The sequence below is a fragment of the Streptomyces sp. NPDC013455 genome (assembly GCF_040632975.1).
GTDB lineage: Bacteria > Actinomycetota > Actinomycetes > Streptomycetales > Streptomycetaceae > Streptomyces.
Genome location: NZ_JBEYCX010000022.1, coordinates 107,567 through 127,064 on the forward strand (window position 1 = coordinate 107,567; position 19,498 = coordinate 127,064).

General features: G+C 74.2%; 19 protein-coding genes. 7 read left to right on the top strand and 12 right to left on the bottom strand.

Going from position 1 to position 19,498, the window contains the following annotated elements:
• The first annotated feature begins 216 nt into the window (after window positions 1-216).
• On the top strand, window positions 217-1,020 hold the full coding sequence (locus tag ABZ576_RS29010) for an enoyl-CoA hydratase-related protein (RefSeq protein ID WP_360747102.1): 804 nt from the start codon (window positions 217-219) through the stop codon (window positions 1,018-1,020).
• A 57-nt stretch (window positions 1,021-1,077) separates the two neighbouring features.
• On the opposite strand, the gene ABZ576_RS29015 is transcribed toward ABZ576_RS29010, so the two are convergent.
• Together ABZ576_RS29015 and ABZ576_RS29020 are read right to left on the bottom strand one after the other, a co-directional pair.
• Window positions 1,078-1,665: a DNA-3-methyladenine glycosylase I gene (locus ABZ576_RS29015; RefSeq protein WP_360747105.1), complete on the bottom strand. Its 588-nt coding sequence runs from the start codon at window positions 1,663-1,665 to the stop codon at window positions 1,078-1,080.
• Complete coding sequence (locus ABZ576_RS29020; protein WP_360747108.1) at window positions 1,662-2,018, bottom strand: DivIVA domain-containing protein; 357 nt, start codon at window positions 2,016-2,018, stop codon at window positions 1,662-1,664. Before ABZ576_RS29020 ends, ABZ576_RS29015 begins: the two co-directional genes overlap by 4 nt.
• Window positions 2,019-2,154: 136 nt before the next feature.
• Here ABZ576_RS29020 and folP point away from each other — a divergent pair, with 136 nt between their 5' ends.
• The gene (gene folP, locus ABZ576_RS29025) at window positions 2,155-3,015 is read left to right on the top strand and encodes a dihydropteroate synthase (protein ID WP_360747111.1); all 861 of its coding nucleotides are present in this window, start codon (window positions 2,155-2,157) and stop codon (window positions 3,013-3,015) included.
• A 287-nt stretch (window positions 3,016-3,302) separates the two neighbouring features.
• On the opposite strand, the gene ABZ576_RS29030 is transcribed toward folP, so the two are convergent.
• Window positions 3,303-4,061 carry a TIGR00730 family Rossman fold protein gene (locus ABZ576_RS29030; RefSeq protein WP_360747114.1) on the bottom strand — a complete coding sequence of 253 codons (759 nt, stop codon included), beginning with the start codon at window positions 4,059-4,061 and terminating at the stop codon, window positions 3,303-3,305.
• Window positions 4,062-4,250: 189 nt separating this feature from the next.
• On the bottom strand, window positions 4,251-5,330 hold the full coding sequence (dapE, locus tag ABZ576_RS29035) for a succinyl-diaminopimelate desuccinylase (RefSeq protein ID WP_360747117.1): 1,080 nt from the start codon (window positions 5,328-5,330) through the stop codon (window positions 4,251-4,253).
• A 95-nt stretch (window positions 5,331-5,425) separates the two neighbouring features.
• Here dapE and ABZ576_RS29040 point away from each other — a divergent pair, with 95 nt between their 5' ends.
• Together ABZ576_RS29040 and ABZ576_RS29045 are read left to right on the top strand one after the other, a co-directional pair.
• Window positions 5,426-6,424 carry a heavy metal transporter gene (locus tag ABZ576_RS29040; protein WP_360747120.1) on the top strand — a complete coding sequence of 333 codons (999 nt, stop codon included), beginning with the start codon at window positions 5,426-5,428 and terminating at the stop codon, window positions 6,422-6,424.
• A gap of 287 nt (window positions 6,425-6,711) precedes the next feature.
• Window positions 6,712-7,161, top strand: coding sequence for an ATP-binding protein (locus ABZ576_RS29045; protein WP_360747123.1), 450 nt, complete (start codon window positions 6,712-6,714; stop codon window positions 7,159-7,161).
• A 62-nt stretch (window positions 7,162-7,223) separates the two neighbouring features.
• On the opposite strand, the gene ABZ576_RS29050 is transcribed toward ABZ576_RS29045, so the two are convergent.
• Both ABZ576_RS29050 and fdxA read right to left on the bottom strand, forming a co-directional pair.
• A complete protein-coding gene (locus ABZ576_RS29050) occupies window positions 7,224-8,321 on the bottom strand; it encodes a bifunctional succinyldiaminopimelate transaminase/glutamate-prephenate aminotransferase (RefSeq protein ID WP_360747126.1) in 1,098 nt (365 codons plus the stop codon).
• 126 nt (window positions 8,322-8,447) lie between these two features.
• Window positions 8,448-8,768 carry a ferredoxin gene (fdxA, locus tag ABZ576_RS29055; RefSeq protein WP_023546973.1) on the bottom strand — a complete coding sequence of 107 codons (321 nt, stop codon included), beginning with the start codon at window positions 8,766-8,768 and terminating at the stop codon, window positions 8,448-8,450.
• A gap of 140 nt (window positions 8,769-8,908) precedes the next feature.
• Between fdxA and ABZ576_RS29060 the strand changes: the two genes are divergently transcribed.
• Both ABZ576_RS29060 and ABZ576_RS29065 read left to right on the top strand, forming a co-directional pair.
• A complete protein-coding gene (locus tag ABZ576_RS29060) occupies window positions 8,909-9,940 on the top strand; it encodes a GNAT family N-acetyltransferase (RefSeq protein WP_360747129.1) in 1,032 nt (343 codons plus the stop codon).
• A gap of 29 nt (window positions 9,941-9,969) precedes the next feature.
• The gene (locus tag ABZ576_RS29065) at window positions 9,970-10,836 is read left to right on the top strand and encodes a transglutaminase-like domain-containing protein (protein WP_360747132.1); all 867 of its coding nucleotides are present in this window, start codon (window positions 9,970-9,972) and stop codon (window positions 10,834-10,836) included.
• Between the two features lie 64 nt (window positions 10,837-10,900).
• Here ABZ576_RS29065 and ABZ576_RS29070 read toward each other — a convergent pair whose 3' ends face one another.
• From ABZ576_RS29070 to ABZ576_RS29095, 6 genes are all read right to left on the bottom strand, one after another.
• A complete protein-coding gene (locus tag ABZ576_RS29070) occupies window positions 10,901-11,515 on the bottom strand; it encodes a response regulator transcription factor (RefSeq protein WP_360747135.1) in 615 nt (204 codons plus the stop codon).
• Window positions 11,512-12,693, bottom strand: coding sequence for a histidine kinase (locus tag ABZ576_RS29075; protein ID WP_360747194.1), 1,182 nt, complete (start codon window positions 12,691-12,693; stop codon window positions 11,512-11,514). Before ABZ576_RS29075 ends, ABZ576_RS29070 begins: the two co-directional genes overlap by 4 nt.
• A gap of 293 nt (window positions 12,694-12,986) precedes the next feature.
• Window positions 12,987-15,497, bottom strand: coding sequence for a hypothetical protein (locus ABZ576_RS29080; RefSeq protein ID WP_360747138.1), 2,511 nt, complete (start codon window positions 15,495-15,497; stop codon window positions 12,987-12,989).
• 185 nt (window positions 15,498-15,682) lie between these two features.
• Window positions 15,683-16,099 carry a DUF6113 family protein gene (locus ABZ576_RS29085; RefSeq protein ID WP_360747141.1) on the bottom strand — a complete coding sequence of 139 codons (417 nt, stop codon included), beginning with the start codon at window positions 16,097-16,099 and terminating at the stop codon, window positions 15,683-15,685.
• Window positions 16,096-16,950 carry an N-acetyl-1-D-myo-inositol-2-amino-2-deoxy-alpha-D-glucopyranoside deacetylase gene (gene mshB / locus ABZ576_RS29090; RefSeq protein WP_360747144.1) on the bottom strand — a complete coding sequence of 285 codons (855 nt, stop codon included), beginning with the start codon at window positions 16,948-16,950 and terminating at the stop codon, window positions 16,096-16,098. Before mshB ends, ABZ576_RS29085 begins: the two co-directional genes overlap by 4 nt.
• 47 nt (window positions 16,951-16,997) lie before the next feature.
• Window positions 16,998-17,192 carry a hypothetical protein gene (locus ABZ576_RS29095; RefSeq protein ID WP_030649813.1) on the bottom strand — a complete coding sequence of 65 codons (195 nt, stop codon included), beginning with the start codon at window positions 17,190-17,192 and terminating at the stop codon, window positions 16,998-17,000.
• A gap of 173 nt (window positions 17,193-17,365) precedes the next feature.
• Between ABZ576_RS29095 and ABZ576_RS29100 the strand changes: the two genes are divergently transcribed.
• Window positions 17,366-19,498 carry a prolyl oligopeptidase family serine peptidase gene (locus ABZ576_RS29100; RefSeq protein ID WP_360747147.1) on the top strand — a complete coding sequence of 711 codons (2,133 nt, stop codon included), beginning with the start codon at window positions 17,366-17,368 and terminating at the stop codon, window positions 19,496-19,498.

Here is a 19,498-nt window from a genome sequence, read left to right on the forward strand (position 1 = left end):
TTGGGCAACGCGCGCGAGCAAAACCACCCAATTCGGCGATGTGGCTGCGATACTGCGCCACCGCACGGACATCCACCGGCCGGCCCCTCTCCGGATTTGTTAGACGCAGGTCACACGTCCGGTCCGGCCCCCGGGCGGCGATGTCCGCCATGCTGTCCTCACAGAACGACGTACTGAGCGGTACGTCACCAGCCGCGCGACCGGAGGGGATACGCCATGGCCGACACCGTGCTCTACGAGGTGAGCGACGGACTCGCGACGATCACGCTGAACCGCCCGGAGGCGATGAACGCGCTGAACATCGCGACCAAGGTCGCCCTCCGGGAGGCGGCGGAATCAGCGGCCGGCGACTCGGCCGTACGGGCGATCCTGCTGACCGCCGCCGGGGACCGGGCGTTCTGCGTGGGGCAGGACCTCAAGGAACACATCGGGCTGCTGGCCGGCGACCGGGCGAACGGGTCCGGGCAGACCATGAGCACGGTCAGGGAGCACTACAACCCCATCGTGCGGGCCCTGACCGGTGCACCGAAGCCGGTGGTCGCGGCGGTGAACGGCGTCGCGGCCGGGGCCGGGTTCGGCTTCGCGCTCGCCGCGGACCACCGCGTCGTGGCCGACACCGCCTCCTTCAACACGTCCTTCGCGGGCGTGGCCCTGACCGCCGACTCCGGCATCTCCTGGACCCTCCCCCGGGTCATCGGCCCGAGCCGCGCCGCCGACCTGCTGCTGTTCCCGCGCAGCATCAGCGCCCAGGACGCGCTGGAGCTGGGCATCGCCAACCGGCTCGTCCCCTCCGCCGAGCTGCGCGCCGAGGCGGAGAAGGTGGCCCGGGCGCTGGCCGAGGGGCCGACGGTGGCGTACGCGGCGATCAAGGAGGCGGTGGCCTACGGGCTGACGCACTCGCTCGCACAGACGCTGGAGAAGGAGGACGAGCTGCAGACCCGGGCGGGCTCGTCGGAGGACCACGCCATCGCCGTCCAGGCGTTCGTGAACAAGGAGAAGCCGAAGTACCTGGGGCGGTAGCTCCGCGGGGAAGCCGCGGGTGCGCCGTGGCCGCTCGCGCGGCTTCCTCTCGCCCGGTCACCCGGCGCTTCGGGCCACGCACGCCTCCAAGTGGTCGTCGACCAGCCCGCAGGCCTGCATCAGCGCGTACGCCGTCGTCGGGCCGACGAACCTCAGGCCGCGTTTCTTCAGGGCCTTCGACAGGGCCGTCGACTCGGGGGTGACCGCGGGGACGTCGGCCAGGCTCCTGGGGACCGTGCGGGTCGCCGGGTCGGGCGCGTGGGACCAGATCAGCGCGTCCAGGTCGCCCTCGGCCCAGTCGGCGAGCACGCGCGCGTTGGCCAGCGTGGCGTCGATCTTGGCCCGGTTGCGGATGATGCCCGGGTCGGTCAGCAGGCGGTCGCGGTCGTCGTCGGTGAACGCGGCGACCTTCTCGATGCGGAAGCCGGCGAAGGCCGCCCGGAAGCCGGGGCGCCGGCGCAGGATGGTGATCCAGGACAGGCCCGACTGGAAGGCCTCCAGGCTGAGCCGCTCGAAGAGGGCGTCGTCGCCGTGGACGGGGCGGCCCCACTCCTCGTCGTGGTACGCCACGTAGTCGTCGGTGGACAGGGCCCACGGGCAGCGCAGGGCGCCGTCCGGACCCGCCAGGGCGGCACCGGTGGTCATCGCTGCTCCTCCCGGTCCTCGTCCTTGGCCGGCCGCACGTGCGCGGCGGCGGCCCGGGCGCCGGCCAGCGCGGACTCCAGGTCGGCGATCCGGGCGTCGCGCTCGGCCAGTTCGGCGGCGAGCCTGCCGAGCGCGTCGTCGACGTCGGCCATCCGGTAGCCGCGCGGGGCGACCGGGAAGCGCAGGCCCTCCACGTCCGCGCGGTCCACCGGGCGGTCCGCGGGCAGCGGGTCCCGCAGCTGCTCCGGCGTCACCTCGGGGAGCGGGCCGCTCTCCCCGCCGCCCACCACGGCCAGGGTCACCGCGGCGACCACGACGGCCAGCGCGACGACCAGGAACAAGAACATCACCATCGCCGGGTGTCCCCACGCTCGTACCGGACGCTGTGCCGGAAGCTGAATCTGTCAGGGTCCGATCGTGCCATGCGCGCCCGGCGGTTAGGGTCACAGACGGCTGTACTGCGGGACGGATGAGGAGAGGTCACAGCGGATGCTCAGGCTGGGCAGGCGGGAATTCGGACCGCACGAGCCGGTGATCATGGCGATCGTGAACCGGACACCGGATTCCTTCTACGACCGAGGCGCCACGTTCCGCGACGAGCCCGCGCTCGCCCGGGTGGAGCAGGCCGTGGCCGAGGGCGCCGCGATCATCGACATCGGCGGGGTCAAGGCCGGGCCGGGCGAGGAGGTCACGGCCGAGGAGGAGGCACGCCGGACGGTCGGTTTCGTCGCGGAGGTACGGCGCCGGTTCCCCGATGTGATCATCAGCGTGGACACCTGGCGGGCCGAGGTCGGCGAGGCCGTGTGCGAGGCGGGCGCCGATCTGCTGAACGACGCGTGGGGCGGGGTCGATCCGGGGCTCGCCGAGGTCGCGGCGCGGTACGGGGCGGGGCTGGTGTGCACGCACGCGGGCGGCGTGCAGCCCCGGACGCGACCGCACCGGATCGCCTACGACGACGTCATGGCCGACATCCTCGACGTGACCGTGGGTCTGGCCGAGCGGGCCGTGTCGCTGGGGGTGCCGCGGGAGTCGGTCCTGATCGACCCGGGGCACGACTTCGGGAAGAACACCCGGCACAGCCTGGAGGCGACGCGGCGACTGGACGAGATGGTGGCCACGGGGTGGCCGGTGCTGGTGTCGCTGTCCAACAAGGACTTCGTGGGCGAGAGCCTGGACCGGCCGGTGAAGGAGCGGCTGATCGGCACCCTGGCGACGACGGCCGTGTCCGCGTGGCTCGGGGCGCAGGTGTACCGGGTGCACGAGGTGGCCGAGACGCGTCAGGTGCTGGAGATGGTCGCCGCCATCGCCGGGCACCGGGCTCCCGCGGTGGCCCGCCGGGGTCTGGCCTGAGCGGCCGGGGCCGCGCACCCCGGACCCCCGGACCCCGCCTCACACACCCGCCCCGGCCCGCCCCGGCCCGCGGGCCGGGTCCGCGTGCCGCACCGGCCGACCGGCGACCGGCTGACCGGCTGACCGGCTGACCGGCTGACCGGCTGACCGGCTGACCGGCTGACCGGCTGACCGGCTGACCGGCGCGGGAACGGGCCAGGGAACGCGCGGGTCGCGGCCCCCAGGGGTGCGGGCGCGAGTGCGTGCACGGCGTCGCGCGATGGACGGGATCCGTCGGACGGGCCCTGCTAGCGGCCCGCCTCCTTCGAGACCAGGGCCACCGCCTCCTCCACGTCGTCGGTCAGGTGGAACAGCAGGAGGTCTTTCTCCGCCGCCTTGCCCTGCGCGACCAGCGTGTTCTGCAGCCAGGCCACCAGACCGCCCCAGTACTCGCTGCCGAACAGCACGATCGGGAAGCGGGTGACCTTCTGCGTCTGGACCAGGGTCAGGGCCTCGAAGAGTTCGTCGAGGGTGCCGAGGCCGCCGGGCAGGACGACGAAGCCCTGGGCGTACTTGACGAACATCATCTTCCGCACGAAGAAGTAGCGGAAGTTCAGTCCGATGTCGACGTACGGGTTCAGTCCCTGCTCGAAGGGCAGCTCGATGCCGAGGCCGACCGAGATGCCGCCGGCCTCGCACGCGCCCTTGTTGGCCGCCTCCATCGCGCCGGGGCCGCCACCGGTGATCACGGCCCAGCCGGCCTCCACCAGCCCGCGGCCGAGCCGGACCCCCGCGTCGTACTCCGGCGAGTCCACCGGGGTCCGCGCCGAGCCGAAGACGCTGATCGCGGGCGGGAGTTCGGCCAGCGTGCCGAAGCCCTCGATGAACTCCGACTGGATGCGCAGCACGCGCCAGGGGTCCGTGTGGACCCAGTCCGAGGGGCCGCCCGCGTCCAGCAGCCGCTGGTCGGTCGTGCTGGCCGTGACCTGGCCTCGCCGTCGGAGGACCGGTCCGAGCCGCTGCTCGTCCGGCGGCTGCTTCTTCCCCTCGGGGTTCCCGGTAGCCATGTGCGCTCCCTCCGCTTGCCGGTAGTTCGATCTCAGACTAGATCGACCCGGGTTACGGAGGGGGGAAGTGCGCGTGTCCGCCACGCGCGCCCCGGGAACCCGCGGGCACCACAAGACGCGCCGGGGGACGGCGGAGGGTGCCGACAGGCGCCCCCCCACGTGACCCTCCCGCGGTGCCGCGGGCCCTGCCTACACCGTCAGCCAGTTCCGCAGCCGCTCCTCGCCCGCGAGGATCTTCGCGGTCTCCACGCGCTCGTCGCGCTTGTGGGCCAGGTGCGGGTTGCCGGGGCCGTAGTTGACCGCCGGGACACCGAGCGCGGAGAAGCGGGACACGTCCGTCCAGCCGAACTTCGGCCGCGGGGTGCCGCCCACCGCCTCGATGAAGGCCGCGGCGGCCGGGTGGGAGAGGCCGGGCAGCGCCGCGCCGCTGTGGTCGTCCACCACGAACTCCTCCACACCGCAGTCCGCGAACACCTCGTGGACGTGCGCGAGCGCCTCCTCGCCGGTGCGGTCGGGGGCGTAGCGGAAGTTGACCGACACGACGCACTCGTCGGGGATGACGTTCCCGGCCACTCCCCCGCCGATCGCCACCGCGTTCAGGCCCTCGTGGTACTCCAGGCCGTCGATGAGCGGCCGGCGCGGCTCGTAGGCGGCCAGCCGGGCCAGGATCGGGGCCGCCGCGTGGATGGCGTTGGAGCCCATCCAGCCGCGCGCCGAGTGCGCCCGCTCGCCCTTCGTCTTCAGCAGTACCCGCAGCGTGCCCTGGCAGCCGCCCTCCACCTCGCCGTCGGTGGGCTCCAGCAGGACCGCGAAATCGCCCTTCAGCCACTCGGGGTGGGCCTCGGCGACGTGCTTGAGGCCGTTGAGGTCGGCGGCGACCTCCTCGTTGTCGTAGAAGACGAAGGTCAGGTCGCGGTTGGGGGCGGGGACCGTGGCCGCGATGCGCAGCTGCACCGCCACGCCGGACTTCATGTCGCAGGTGCCGCAGCCCCACAGCACGCCGTCCGGGTCGAGCCGCGAGGGCACGTTGTCCGCGATCGGCACGGTGTCGATGTGGCCGGCCAGGATCACGCGCTCGGCGCGGCCGAGGTTCGTACGGGCGATCACGTTGTTGCCGTAGCGGTCCACCGTGAGGTGGGGCAGCCCGCGCAGGGCGGCCTCGATGGCGTCCGCGAGCGGCTTCTCGGTGCCGCTCTCGGACGGGAAGTCCACGAGCTGCGCGGTGAGCGCTGCGGCGTCCAGGGTGAGGTCAAGCGAGGTGTCGGCCATGGCCCCGACCCTAGCGCGACGCCCCGCGGCGCCGGGGCGCTCGCGGCGGGCGGACCGCTGGTGAGGGCCTTGCGGGGCTCCAGTACCTTGTACGCGTGCCAGAGCCGTCCCCCACCCGTCCCAAGCGCCGCGGTCGCCTCTTCCGTTACACCGCGGCCCTGTTGGTCCTGTGCGGTGTAGCCGCGTACCTCGTGGTGCAGTACATCACCGGAGGCGGCGGAGCGCGCGGCTGCAAGGTGGTCTCGGCCGACGGCGACGGGGCGTCGTACGAGTTCACGCCGGAGCAGGCGGTGAACGCGGCGACGATCGCCGCCGTCGGCACCGGGCGCGGGATGCCGGAGCGGGCCGTGACGATCGCGCTGGCCACCGCCCTGCAGGAGTCGGGGCTGCGGAACATCGAGCACGGCGACCGGGACTCGCTGGGCCTGTTCCAGCAGCGGCCCTCGCAGGGCTGGGGCACCGAGCGGCAGATCATGGACCCGGCCTACGCGGCGGGCATCTTCTACGCGCACCTGGCCAAGGTGCCGGACTACGGCGACCTGCCGCTGACGGTGGCGGCGCAGCGGGTGCAGCGCAGCGGCTATCCGGAGGCGTACGCCAAGCACGAGCCGGACGCCACGCTGCTGGCGGCGGCCCTGACCGGACGGGCGGCGGCCACGCTGACCTGTGACGGGCGCCCGGCGCGCACGGCCTCGGCGACCGGCCCGGACGCGGTCCGGGACGCGCTGGTACGGGACTTCGGGCGGGACGCGCTCCAGGAGACCGGGGCGCAGGTGGGCGGTACGCCCGTGCCGTCGCCGTCCCCGTCGCCGAGCGTGACCGCGACCGCGCACGGGCGGACGGTGACCGTCCCGGTGTCCGCGGGTACGGGCACGGGCACGGCCGCGACCGGGCGCGGCGAGCGGGAGCGGGGCTGGCAGGTGGCGCAGTGGGCGGTGGCCAACTCCTCGGCGCTGCACATCCGGCGGGTGTCGTACGCCGGCCGCCAGTGGACCGCCGGGAGCGGTGGCGGCGCGTGGGCGACGGCCGGTTCGCACGGGGCGGGGGGCGCGGAGAGGTCCGCGGGCGCGGTCCGGATCGAGACCGGACAGTAGTACGGCCGGTCACCCGGGCGGGTTGTGCCGTGCCGGGCGGCCCGCCCTCCGGGGCGGGTGGGGTCCCGGTCGCGGAAATCCGCGGAATTCCGGGGACGGAAGGATTCTGCACGGTTTCGGGCAGACGTTCTTTGCCCGTTTTTATCCACACCTGATAATGCGATGCGTTATCCATTCTTTACCTCGGCCGTCCGCAACCTTCGCGGGCTTCGAGCGGTAGTCACGGCGTCCGGGCCGGACACGAGCCCGGACGCAGACACCGTTCTCTCCCCGTCGAATGGAGCATCATGTCCCTCCCTCTGACCCGCCGGATCGCCCGTGCCGCGCTGCTCGTCGCAGCGGGAGCGGCAGCCGGGGTCGGTGCGGCCGGCTCCGCCGGTGCGGCCACGAACCTGCCGGCGGCCACGCCCAGCCTGAGCGGTCTGACCTCGCCGGACGTGACGCACGTCGGCAACACCGTCGACGGTGCCGCGCAGCACACCACCGCGCTCGCGGGCCACGCGGGCGGCGAGGCGGTCCAGAAGGCGGTGCCGGCCGCGGGCAAGACCGGCGGCGGCGCCGTGAAGACGACCACGCCGGCGGCGCAGAAGGCCGCGGGGGACGCGGCCGGGACCGCGGGCGGTGTCCTCGGGGACGCCGCCTCCGGTGCGACGAAGGGCGGGCTGCCGACGGACGCGCTCACCAAGGGCGGGCTGCCCACGTCCTCGCTGCCGGCCAAGGGCCTGCCGCTCGGCTAGGCACCGGGCCGTGACGGCCGACGGGGCCCGGGGACTTCCCCGGGCCCCGTCGGCTTGTCCGGCTACGCCGTCAGGCGCGCCACGGCCGCGCGTACCCGCTCGTCGGTCGCGGTGAAGGCGACCCGTACGTGGTTGCCGCCCGCCTCGCCGTAGAAGTCGCCGGGAGCCACCAGGATGCCCAGGCCGGCCAGGTGGGCGACGGTGGCCCAGCAGGACTCGTCGCGGGTGGCCCACAGGTACAGGCTCGCCTCGCTGTGCTCGATGCGGAAGCCGTGGGCGAGGAGCGCCGCGCGCAGGGCCTCGCGGCGGGCGGCGTAGCGCTCGCGCTGCTCGTGGACGTGCGCGTCGTCGCCGAGGGCGGCCACGACCGCGGCCTGCGTCGGCGCGGAGGTCATCATGCCGCCGTGCTTGCGGATCTCCAGCAGCGGACCGAGGACGTCCGGGTCGCCGGCGATGAAGGCCGCGCGGTAGCCCGCCAGGTTCGAGCGCTTGGACAGGGAGTGGACGGCGACGATGCCGTCGTAGGAGCCGCCGTTGACGTCCGGGTGCAGCACCGAGACCGGGTCCGCCTCCCAGCCCAGCTCCAGGTAGCACTCGTCGGAGAAGACCAGCACGCCGTGGGCGCGGGCCCAGGCGACGATCTCCGTCAGCTCCCGCTTCGACCAGACCTTGCCCGTGGGGTTGGACGGGCTGTTCAGCCACAGGAGCTTCAGGCCCGAGGGGTCCAGCTCGCGCGGGTCGTCGTAGACCTCGTAGGCGGCGCGGGCGAGGCGGGCGCCGACCTCGTAGGTGGGGTAGGCCAGCCGCGGGTAGGCGACCTTGTCGCCGGGGCCGAGGCCGAGCTGGGTCGGCAGCCAGGCGACCAGTTCCTTGGAGCCGACGACCGGCAGGACGTGCCGGTGGGTGACGCCGCGGGCGCCCAGCCGGCGCTCCAGCCAGCCGGTGATCGCGTCGCGCAGGGCCGGGGTGCCCCAGACCGTCGGGTAGCCCGGGGAGTCGGCCGCGTCGATCAGGGCCTTCTGCACCAGCTCGGGAACCGGGTCGACGGGGGTGCCGACGGAGAGGTCGACGATGCCGTCCGGGTGGGCCGCGGCCGTCGTCTTGTACGGGGCCAGCTTGTCCCAGGGAAACGCGGGAAGGCGGTCGGAGACTGCGGACACGATCAGTGGCTCACTTTCGTACGGGTGCGGCAAACGCCTCGGTCCCGTGCGGCGCTGATCGAGGTGATCGGGGCCGTACGGGACCGAGGCGGCGGCGCGGGTGCGGGCCGCTTGGCGCTCAGACGGTCACTCGCCCTGCGGCGGCAGCGCGGCGACGAAGGGGTGGTCGCGCTCGATCAGCCCCAGCTTGCTTGCACCGCCGGGCGAGCCCAGCTCGTCGAAGAACTCGACGTTCGCCTTGTAGTAGTCCTTCCACTCCTCCGGGACGTCGTCCTCGTAGAAGATCGCCTCGACCGGGCAGACCGGCTCACAGGCACCACAGTCGACGCATTCGTCCGGGTGGATGTACAAGGACCTGGAGCCCTCGTAAATGCAGTCGACCGGGCACTCCTCGATGCACGCCTTGTCCTTCACGTCGACACAAGGCTGCGCGATGACGTAGGTCACGCTGTCGTTCCTCCTCGATAGGGCGCTGGCGGGCCTCCTCAGGCTCCGCCGCCTGGCGCGCGGGAGCGCGGCGTCGTCGATGCCCGCCCCTAGTATCTCCGTTCCGGAGCAAGATCCGAACAGGAGGGGTGAACTGACCAGTGGAAATCTCGGCGACAGGACGCCTGGAAGTCCGAATCACCCCTTCTGACGTGGGGAAACGTGTCTCTGTACGGCGGTTGGGCGAACCCGGTGCCGGCCCGGAGAAGTTCACCGACACGGTCGGTGTTCTCACATCATGGGACAGTGGCGTGCTCATGATCACACGACGGGACGGCGAAAGCGTCCACATTCCCGAGTCCGCCCTGGTAGCGGGCAAGGTCGTACCGGCCGCTCCGGCGCGCCGCCGGGGGCCCGCCGCCACGTATCCGGAGCTCGCGCGGATCGCCGCGCGCGCCTGGCGGCCGGTGGAGAGCGAGCGGCTCGGCGAGTGGGAACTGCGGGCCGCCGCCGGCTTCACCAGGCGGGCCAACAGCGTGCTGCCGCTGGGCGATCCGGACCGCCCCCTGGACGCGGCCCTGGACGCGGTACGACGCTGGTACCGCGAGCGCGGCCTGCCCGCCTACGTGCAGACCGCGACGGGCGCCGAGGGCACCCAGGAACTGCTCTGCGCGGAGCTGGAGCGGCGCGGCTGGGTGCGGGAGGTGACCGCCGTGGTGTGGACCGGGGCCCTGGCACCGGTCGCGGACCGGGCCGAGGGAGCGGGTGTGGTCCTCTCCCGTACGGCGGACGAGGCGTGGCTCGCCCGCTACCGCCGCACGGGGGTGAGCGAGGTGGCCCTGCGGGTGCTGGGCACGGGTCCTTCCGTGTGGTTCGCGTCCGTGCCCGGCGCCGGGGCCGGTGAGCCGCCGGCGGCGATCGGGCGGTGCGTCGTGGACGGCCGCTGGGCCGGGTTCGCCGCCGTCGAGGTGGACCCCGGCCGGCGGCGGCAGGGGCTGGCCGGCGAGGTGATGGCCGCACTGGCCCGGCGCGCGCTGGACGAGGGCGCCTCCGCGGGCTGGCTCCAGGTGGAGGCGGACAACGAGGGCGGCCGGGCGCTGTACCGCGCGCTCGGCTTCCTGCCGCACCACGCGTACCACCACTACCGGGCTCCGGAGGAGCCGGAGACACCCTCCGGCTCCGAACGGTCGTAGGAACAACCGTGGAAGGGCATGAGCCTCCCATGCGTCATCCGTATCTCCCGCCTCCCTATCCGCCCCCGCCGGAGCGCTCCGCCGAGCTGCGGCGGCGGTTCGCCGAGGAGGCGCGCTCCGAACGGCCGGACCTGTCCGCCCTGTGCCTGCTGATCGGCGCGGAGACGGACGGCTCGCTGGACGAGGCCGGTCTCGACGCCGCGCAGGCGGAGCTGGACCGGCTGGCGGGCGAGCTGCCGTACCGGCCGGGCGGGCCGGCGGCGTGGGCGGACGCGGTACGGCGGCTGCTCGGCGGCCGGTACGAGTTCCACGGGACGCCGGGCGACTACCAGCGGCTGGAGTCCTCGCTGCTGCACGAGGTGCTGCGGCGGCGGCGCGGGCTGCCGATCCTGCTGTCGGTGGTGTGGCTGGAGGTCGCGCGCCGGGCGGGGGCTCCGGTGTACGGGGTCGCGCTGCCGGGGCACTTCGTGGTCGGCTTCGGGGCGGCGGCCGAACAGGTGCTGGCGGATCCCTTCGAGGGCGGCCGGGTGCTGACCGGGACGGATGCCGAGCTGCTGGTGGCGGGCGCCGCGGGCACCCCGCTGGATCCCTCGATGCTGGAACCGGCGGCGCCCATGGAGATCGTGCAGCGCATCCTCAACAACATCCGGGCGTGGGCCGCGGCGCGCCCGGAGCGGTCGGACGTGGCCCTGCGCGCGGTGGAGCTGGCGCTGCTCGTCCCCTCGCATCCGGCGCGGCTGCGCTATGAGCGCGGGCAACTGCTCGTCCAGCGGGGTCAGTTCGTCGCGGGCGCCGAGGAACTGGAGCACTACGCCGACCTGATCGAGGTGGTGGACGAGTCGGCGGCGCGGAAGGTACGGCAGGAGGCGGGGACGGCGCGGGCGAAGCTCAACTGACCGCCACGCCCACCCGGGCCGCGCGGGCGGAGCCCGACAGGCAGCGTTCGGGGGCGGGGACGGGTCAGAGCCAGCCCTTCTCCCGGGCAGTCCGCACCGCCTCCGCCCTGTTGCGTACCGCCAGCTTCTGGATGGCCGTGGAGAGGTAGTTGCGGACCGTGCCCGGGGAGAGGTGGAGGGTCTTGGCGAGTTCGGCGTTGGTGGAGCCGTCGGCCGCCGCGCGGAGCACCTCCCGTTCCCGCTCGGTGAGCGGGTTCGCGCCCTCGGCGAGCGCCGCGGCGGCCAGGGTGGGGTCGATGACCCGCTCGCCGGCCAGCACCGTGCGGATCGCCTCGGCGAGCTGGGCGGCCGGGGCGTCCTTGACGAGGAAGGCGTCGGCACCCGCCTCCATGGCGCTGCGCAGATAGCCGGGCCGGCCGAAGGTGGTGAGGACGACCAGCTTGACCCCCGGGTGCTCCCGGTGCACCCGGGCGGCGGCCTCGATGCCGGTGCAGCCGGGCATCTCGATGTCCAGCAGCGCCACGTCCACGTCCTGCGCGGCGACGGCCGCGAGGACCTCGTCCCCGCGCGCGACCTGGGCGACGACCTCGATGTCGTCCTCCAGACCGAGCAGCGCGGCCAGCGCCTCGCGGACCATCGACTGGTCCTCGGCCAGCAGGACCCTGATCGTGCGCGTCATGCCCCGGATCCTATGTCGGCCCCCGGGGCCACGGGCACGCGGGCGAGGAGCCGGAACCCGCGCCTGACCCGGCCCGCCTCCAGGGTGCCGCCGGCCTTCTCCAGCCGCTCGGCCAGACCGGTCAGTCCGTTGCCGGGGCCCGCGCCCGGGCCGCCGGACCCGTTGTCCTCCACGGAGAGTTCGAGCAGCGGGCCGTCGAGGGTCTGGCGGTGCAGCAGCCGGACCGTGCACCGGTCGGCGCCGCTGTGCCGGACCACGTTGGTGACCGCCTCGCGCAGCGTCCACGCGAGCGCGGACTCGGCCTCCTCGGGCACGCCGGTGAGGTCCGGTTCGGCGGGCACCTCCGCGGCGACCCCGGCGGCGGTGAGGGCGACCTGGGCGCCGGCGAGTTCGGCGGCGAGCCGGGGCCGCCGGTAGCCGGTGACGGCCTCCCGGACGTCGGCCAGGGCCTGCCGGCCGACCTGTTCGATGTCGGCGACCTGCTGGGCCGCCTTGTCGGGGTGGCCGGGCAGCATCCGGCCGGCCAGCTCGCTCTTCAGCGTGATCAGCGACAGCGAATGGCCGAGCAGGTCGTGCAGGTCGCGGGCGAGCCGCAGCCGCTCCTCGTTGGCGGCGAGCTGGGCGACCGTGGCCCGCGCTCTGCGCAACTCGATGGTGGTCCGCACGAGCTGGCCGACGCCGGTCATCGCGAACCCGATGAGCAGGACCAGCACGACCAGGCCCCGCGCCTCCTCCTCGTCCGTGCCCAGGCCGATCAGGTACATCGCCACGGCGGAGGCCGGGACGGCCCAGTACGCCGCGCGCAGCGGCAGGGTGGCCCCCCAGGCGACCGACAGGTAGACGAAGAGGCCCAGCCAGGCACCGCCCAGGGTGTACGCGAGCACCGGCGCGAGGACACCGAGGACGCCGCCCAGCGTGAGCACCACGCGCGGGGCGAACGGCCGGCCGATGTTGCGGAAGACCAGCGCCAGGTAGACCCCGACGAACACGGTCAGGCCCAGTGCGCCGGCCACGGTGGCGCCGGTGCCGTGCCCGCCGTCCACCAGGTCCTCGACCGGCGACCTGAGGAAGACCAGCCAGACCCCGATCCACAGCGTCTTCGTCAGCAGCTCGCGCCGGTTGCGGGGCGGCCGGCCCACGGGCGTGTGCTCCGGCACCGCGTGCCGGTCCTCCGTCATCGTGCTCACGCCTCCCGCGTGTCCTTCCGGTACAGCCGGCCCGTGCCGCCGGCGAAAGGGACCGGGCAGACGGCGGGGACGGCGACATCCGTCACGCTCGGCACCCGGACCCGTCCGACGCGCGTCCCACGGCGGCGCACGCGTGCGTGGGCAGCCACTCGGCGAGGACAGCACGACGACCGCGCCCGGCGGGTGGGACGTCCCGGGTGCCGGAGGACGGAGGTCATGCCGGTCCCGTGACGGACACGGCGCGGGGGCGCCCCCTGGCGAGGGTGCCCCCGACGGCGGCGTGGCTAGCTCGGGTCGGTGTCGATGACGCCGACGCGCTCGGCCGCCGTCTTGCCGCGCAGGGCCTTGCGCAGCGCGGAGACGACGTCCTGGGGCAGGACGCCGCGCTTGCCGGTCGCGGTCTGGATCTGCACCCCGTCGAAGGTGCTGCCGTAGGCCGCCTTAAGCGCGTCGAGGTCGTAGGTGTCCACGAGCTTGCCGTCGACGGCCTTGAAGCCGAGGATCTTCGGCAGGGACACCGGACCGAACGGGATGCTGTGCGCCGCGTCGGTCTGCACCCGGACGAGGCCGGACATCGCGGGCTTCGCGAAGTCCTTCATCATCCGGTCGACCTCGGCGTCGGAGACCGTCGGCTGCTTGGTGGTGGTGGGCACGGCGACGGCGCTGACGGCGCCCGTCTCCACCAGCGTGCGGTACGCCTGTTCGACCGCCCGGGTGGACCGGCCGGCGTCGATGGCCTTGCCCGGCTTGCCGTAGACGGCCACGGCCTTGCCGGCCTTGAACGTGATGGTGCCGTCCGTGACCGAGCCCGAGCCACCGCCGGCCTGCTGGAGCGCGGCCTGGAGCTTCTCCTCGTCCACCGGCATGACCGGCTCGACCACGCGCTTCTGCCCGAAGAGGGAGCCGACGACGTGCACCGGGTTGTAGTCGCTCTTCGCGGCCTCGCTCACCGTGGCCTGGTAGTCGAACTGGAGGCCCGCGTTCTCCGGGGGGAGGGCGACCGTCCTGCCGCCCACGGCCAGCTTCAGCGGCTTGTCCACCCGGCCGCCGAAGGCGTCGTCCAGCTTCTTGACGGCGTCGTCGCGGGTGCCGCCGCCGATGTCGACACCGAGCACGGTGGTGCCCTTGGGCACGTCGGTGCGGTTCATCAGCAGTCCGGCGCCGTAGGCACCGCCCGCGACGACGATCACGCCGACGCCGAGGAGCATCAGCTTGCTGCGGCCCTTCTTCTTCGGCTTGGCCGCCGCCTTGGGCGCGGCGGCCGGCTCGGGCCTGGGCGCCGCGGGCGCCGCCGGGCCGCCCGGGCGGCCGCCGAAGGGGGGCGTGCCCGCGTCGGGGACGACCGGGATGCCGCTGGTGACGGTGTGTCCGGAGACGTTGTCGGCGGCCGGTGAGCGGTAGCCGGGCGCGCCCGGCTCCGGGGCCGGCTTCTGCGGGGTGAGGATCGCGGTGTCGTCGCTGAGCCCACCGCCGGGGCCGTGGCCGGCGGGACCGGCGCCGGGGGTGGCACCCGGGCCGCCGGGGGCACCGGGGCCGTCGAAGTCGGCGAGGGCGCTGCGCGCGGGCGGGGTGCCCTGGCCGCCGAAGCCGGCGTCCGCGGGGCCGCCGAAGGGCTCGCCCGGGGCCATGCCGTGGCCGCCGCCGGCCGGCGGGACCAGGGGGCCGTCGCCGGTGACCGGGCCGCCGGTGGGGCCGGCCGGGCCCTGTGGGCCGCCGGGAACTCCGGGGCCGCCGGGGCCGCTGAAGCCGCTGGCACCGCCGTGGCCGGGGGCACCGCCGTGGCCGGGGGCACCGCCGTGGCCGGAGGCACCGCCCGCGGGGCCGCCGAAGCCGTCGTGGCCGCTCGCACCGGCGGTGCCGGCGCCGAAGCCGTCCTGGCCGCCGTTCTCCGCGAAGGCCTCCGCGGGGTGCCCCGAACCGTTTCCGTGGCCGTTGCCGTGGCCGTTGCCGGGGCCGTTCCCGGGGACGCCTCCGTTGCCGGTGCCGTTCTCCGCGAAGTACGGCAGACCGTCCCGGCGGGGCTCGGGGGTGCCGGAGGAGCCCGGACGGGAGCCGCCGCCCAGCGGGCCCGCGGTCAGCGCCTCGGTCACGTCGAAGGAGCCGGTGCCGCCGCCGTGTCCGGGGGCGACGGGGCCGCCGGTGGCGCCGGGCAGGCCCTTGCCGTTCGAACCGCCGGAGCGGGAGCCGCCCGGGACGCTCAGGGAGCCGACCACGCCGCCGGGACGGCCGCCACCGGGGCGGCCGCCGGTGGCACCGGCGTTGCCGGTGGTGCCCGGGTTGCCGGAAGCGCCGGAAGTGCCGGGGGCGCCGGACGGTGCCGGAGCGCCCGGACGCGGGCCCGCCGCGGCGGAACCGCCCGGGATTCCCGCGCCGTTCGTGCCGCCGCCGCCCGGACCGCCCTTGGCGGGGGCGGACTTGCGGGGCGCGAACCAGTCGCTGGTCTTCTCCTCCGCCTGGGCCGCGGGCTCGGCCGGGGCCTCGGCGGCGCCGGCGGCCGGGCCGTCGGCCGCGGGCCGCGGCTCGGCGGCGGGCGCCTCGTCCGCGACGGCCTCGCCGTCCCCGACGGGCTTGCGCACGACGACCGGCGGGATGGGCCGGGATCCGGGGATGTTGATGCGGATCCGGGTCGTCAGCGTGGTCTCGGTCTTCTTCTCCTCCGCGCGCGTGCCCGAACGGCCCGCGCCGAGACCGTCGTCGGAAGCCAAGGGGGTCCCGTACGGCGGCGTGCCGGAGGGGTATGCGGCACCACCGCGCCCGTTGGGCCCGGTGGACGGAGTGTCAGTTTCACGACTCAAGGCAGGTTCTCCCAGTTGGCTCCACCGCCCGTTGCGACCTCACGCTGGGGGTCCCCCCTGCTCGGAGAGCTCGGGGGAGGCTCGGCGGCGCGCACCACCATACTGGCCGCCTCTGGCGTGTATCCCATGACCGCTGAGGAAACCCACACGGGACTCGCACGTGCGCCGCGCGGCGAAGTGGTACGTCACTTGCCAAGTCGGGCGGAGCCGCCGTCGGGTTGCCGCCCGGCGCCAACGGTGGCGCAGATCACAGCGAGAGCCATGCCGCCGAGCAGGAAGAGATAGGAGCCGCCGCCCGCGCCGAACAGGAAGTCGCCTTCCGGGCGGGAGGTGGTGAGCAGGATGACGGCGACGATCCAGCCCGCCGCCGGCGCGACCGCCCCGCCGCGGCCCCCGGTGGCGTACGCCCCGCCGAGGAAGACCCCGGCGGCGCCCGCGAGGGCGAGCAGCAGCCCGCCGGGGAACCAGGCGGCCTGTACGAGGGCACCGGCGAGGCCGGCGACCGCGCCGAGCAGGAACAGGCCGATGTGGGCGGCGGCCCGTCCGGCGGAGGGCGGGCGCAGCGGCCGGGCGAGCGGCGAGCCCGGTCCGGCGTTGCTCATGACGCCCCCTCGACGCCGGCGAACAGGTCGGTCTCGCCGCGCTGCCCCGCCCCGCGCACCAACTCGTAGTACTCGGTGGTGAACAGCGGCTGGGCGAGTGCGTTGGAGAGCGCGAAGTACGGCTCGGCCACCTCGATCTGGGTGGCGTGGGCGCGCATCGCGGCGGCCTTGGCGGCGGCGTGCGCGGTGCCGTCGATCGCGGTGGTGATCCGCTCGTCGGCCACCACGCCGGGGAGGTCGGTCACGTCCGCACTCTTGTCGAACGGCAGTGCGGGCAGTTCGTCCCGGAGGCGGGCGAAGGCGGCCTCGGCGACGGAGCGCGGGACGCGGTTCCAGTACACCTTGTCGGTCCGGTGGCCCCGCTCGGCCGCCACGTCGACCGCGCGCATGGCGACGCGGTGGGCCTGGATGTGGTCGGGGTGCCCGTAGCCGCCGTGGTCGTCGTAGGCGACGAGGACCTGCGGGCGGACCTCGAGGATCACCTCGGCGAGGTGGCCGGCGGCCTCCTCCACGTCGGCCCGCCAGAAGCAGTCGGGGTCGTCGTTGTCGGCGAGACCCATCATCCCGGAGTCGCCGTAGCGCCCGGCGCCGCCGAGCAGCCGGACGTCCGTGACCCCGAGCGCGCTCGCGGCCGCGGCCAGCTCACCGCGCCGGTGGGCGCCCAGCGCCGGGCCCGACAGGTGCCGCAGCTCCGGCGGGATGACCTCGCCCCGCTCCCCCAGGGTGCAGGTGACCAGGGTCACATGGGCACCCTCGGCGGCGTACTTGGCCATGGTCGCGCCGTTGTTGATCGACTCGTCGTCCGGGTGCGCGTGCACCAGGAGCAGGCGCCGGGCGGCAGGTTCCGTCATGGGGCCACCCTACGAGGTTCCCGCGCCCGCACCCGTGACGACCGCCGTCAGAACTTGATACTGCCGATCATGCTCGCGACATTGGTCGTCAGCTCGCTGATCGTGGGAGCGACGGTCGAGGAGGCGAGGTAGAAGCCGAGCAGGATGCAGACGACCGCGTGACCGCCTTTCAGCCCCGACTTCTTGATCAGCAGGAAGACGATGATCGCCAGCAGCACCACCGCCGAAATCGAGAGTGCCACGGCGGCTCACCTCCAAAGATCCCAGGGGACGCGGGTTCCAGATCAGTAGAGCAAATCCATGCAGACGCCAGCAGGTTCATACCCACACAGCGGTAGTGATCATAACTATCCGTACTCGCGCATCGCTCGGCGCACAGCCGCACAAGGGGGCGCATGGCCAATATGGTCGGGGTATGACGACCGAGGCAGACTCCTTCCCCCGTCGGCACGCCCGGACCCAGCGGTTCACGCTCGGCGCGCCGCGTGCGTTCGGCGTGGCACCCGACGGCGCGCGTGTCGCGTTTCTGCGTTCCGGCTCCGGCACCGACCGGGCCAACTCCCTGTGGGTGCTTGATCTGCCGGAGGGCGTGGAGCGCCTCGCGGCCGACCCGCGGGTGCTCCTGCAGGGCGCCGCCGAGGAGCTCTCGGCCGAGGAGCGGGCGCGCCGCGAGCGCAGCCGGGAGGGCGGTGCCGGCATCGTCGGCTACGCCACCGACGGCGCCGTGGAGTTGGCGGCTTTCACCTTGTCAGGGCGGCTTTTCACGGCGGAGCTGCGGGCGGGTACGGCGCGTGAACTCCCCGTTCCGGGACCGGTGATCGACCCCCGCCCGTCCCCCGACGGGCGGCACGTCGCGTACGTCGCCCGCGGTGCGCTGCGGGTGGTGGGCGCCGAGGGGGAGGGCGACCGGGCGCTGGCCGAGCCGGAGTCGGCGGAGGTGGGCTACGGCCTCGCGGAGTTCGTCGCGGCCGAGGAGATGGCGCGTTCGCGCGGGTTCTGGTGGTCGCCGGAGTCGGACCGGCTGCTGGTGGCGCGCGTGGACGACACGCCGGTGCGGCGGTGGTGGATCGCGGACCCGGCCCACCCGGAGCGTGAGCCACTCAACATCCGCTACCCGGCGGCGGGCACCCCGAACGCGGACGTGCGGCTGTTCGTGTACGGGCTGGACGGCATCCGCACGGAGGTCGTCTGGGACCGGAAGCGCTACCCGTATCTGGCGCGTGTGCACTGGTCAGGAGCGGGTGCGCCGCTGCTGCTCGTGCAGGCGCGGGACCAGCGCAGCCAGCTTTTCCTGGCGGTGGACCCGGACACGGGGGCCACGCGGATGGTGCACGCCGATGAAGATCGAAGTTGGCTTGAACTTTTCGCCGGTGTGCCCTGCTGGAGCCCCTCCGGGCAGCTTGTCCGCATCGCGGACGAGGGTGGCGCACGGGTTCTGACGGTCGGCGAAAGGCCGTTGACCAGCGCTCAGTTGCACATCCAGGCCGTTCTGGACGTGGGCGTGGACGACGTACTGGTTTCCGCCTCCGCGGGAGAGGAGGCCCAGGCGCCGGAGATTGGCGAAGTCCATGTGTACCGGGTGAACGAGCTGGGCGTGGAACGCCTGTCGCAGGAGCCCGGGGTGCACACGGCGGTGCGCGCCGGGGGCGTGACCGTCCTGGTGTCCGCGGCGCTGGACCGGCCCGGCACCCGGGCCCAGGTGCTGCGTGACGGAAAACCGGCGGCCACTGTCCTGTCTCATGCCGAGCATCCCGGTTTGTCCCCCCGGGTGACCCTGACCGAGGGGGGCGCACGCCGAATTCCATGCGCCCTGCTTATGCCACGGGACTACCACGGTGACACTCCCCTGCCGGTCCTGCTGGACCCCTACGGCGGCCCGCACAGCCGCCGGGTGCTCGCCGCCCACAACGCCTACCTCACCTCCCAGTGGTTCGCCGACCAGGGCTTCGCGGTGCTCGTCGCCGACGGCCGGGGCACCCCGGGCCGTTCGCCCGCCTGGGAGAAGGAGATCCGCGACGACGTGGCGGCCGTCGTCCTCCAGGACCAGGTCGACGCCCTGCACGCGCTCGCCGAGCGGTACCCGCTGGACCTGGGCCGGGTGGCGATCCGGGGCTGGTCCTTCGGCGGCTACCTCGCGGCGCTCGCGGTACTGCGCCGCCCGGACGTCTTCCACGCGGCGGTGGTCGGCGCGCCGGTCACCGATCTGCGGCTGTACGACACCCACTACCAGGAGCGCTACCTCGGCGACCCGAACGAACAGCCGGAGGTCTACCGGCGGAACTCGCTGCTCGACGACGCGGGCCTGGTGGACGCGGCCGAGCCGCACCGCCCGATGATGGTCATCCACGGGCTGGCGGACGACAACGTCGTCGTCGCCCACTCGTTGCGCCTTTCCTCCGCCCTGCTGGCCGCAGGCCGCCCGCACGAGGTGCTCCCGCTGTCGGGGGTGACCCACATGACCCCGCAGGAGACGGTCGCGGAGAACCTGCTCCGCCTCCAGCTGGACTTCCTCAGGCGCTCCCTCCCGCAGCCCGGCCCCCGCCCCTGA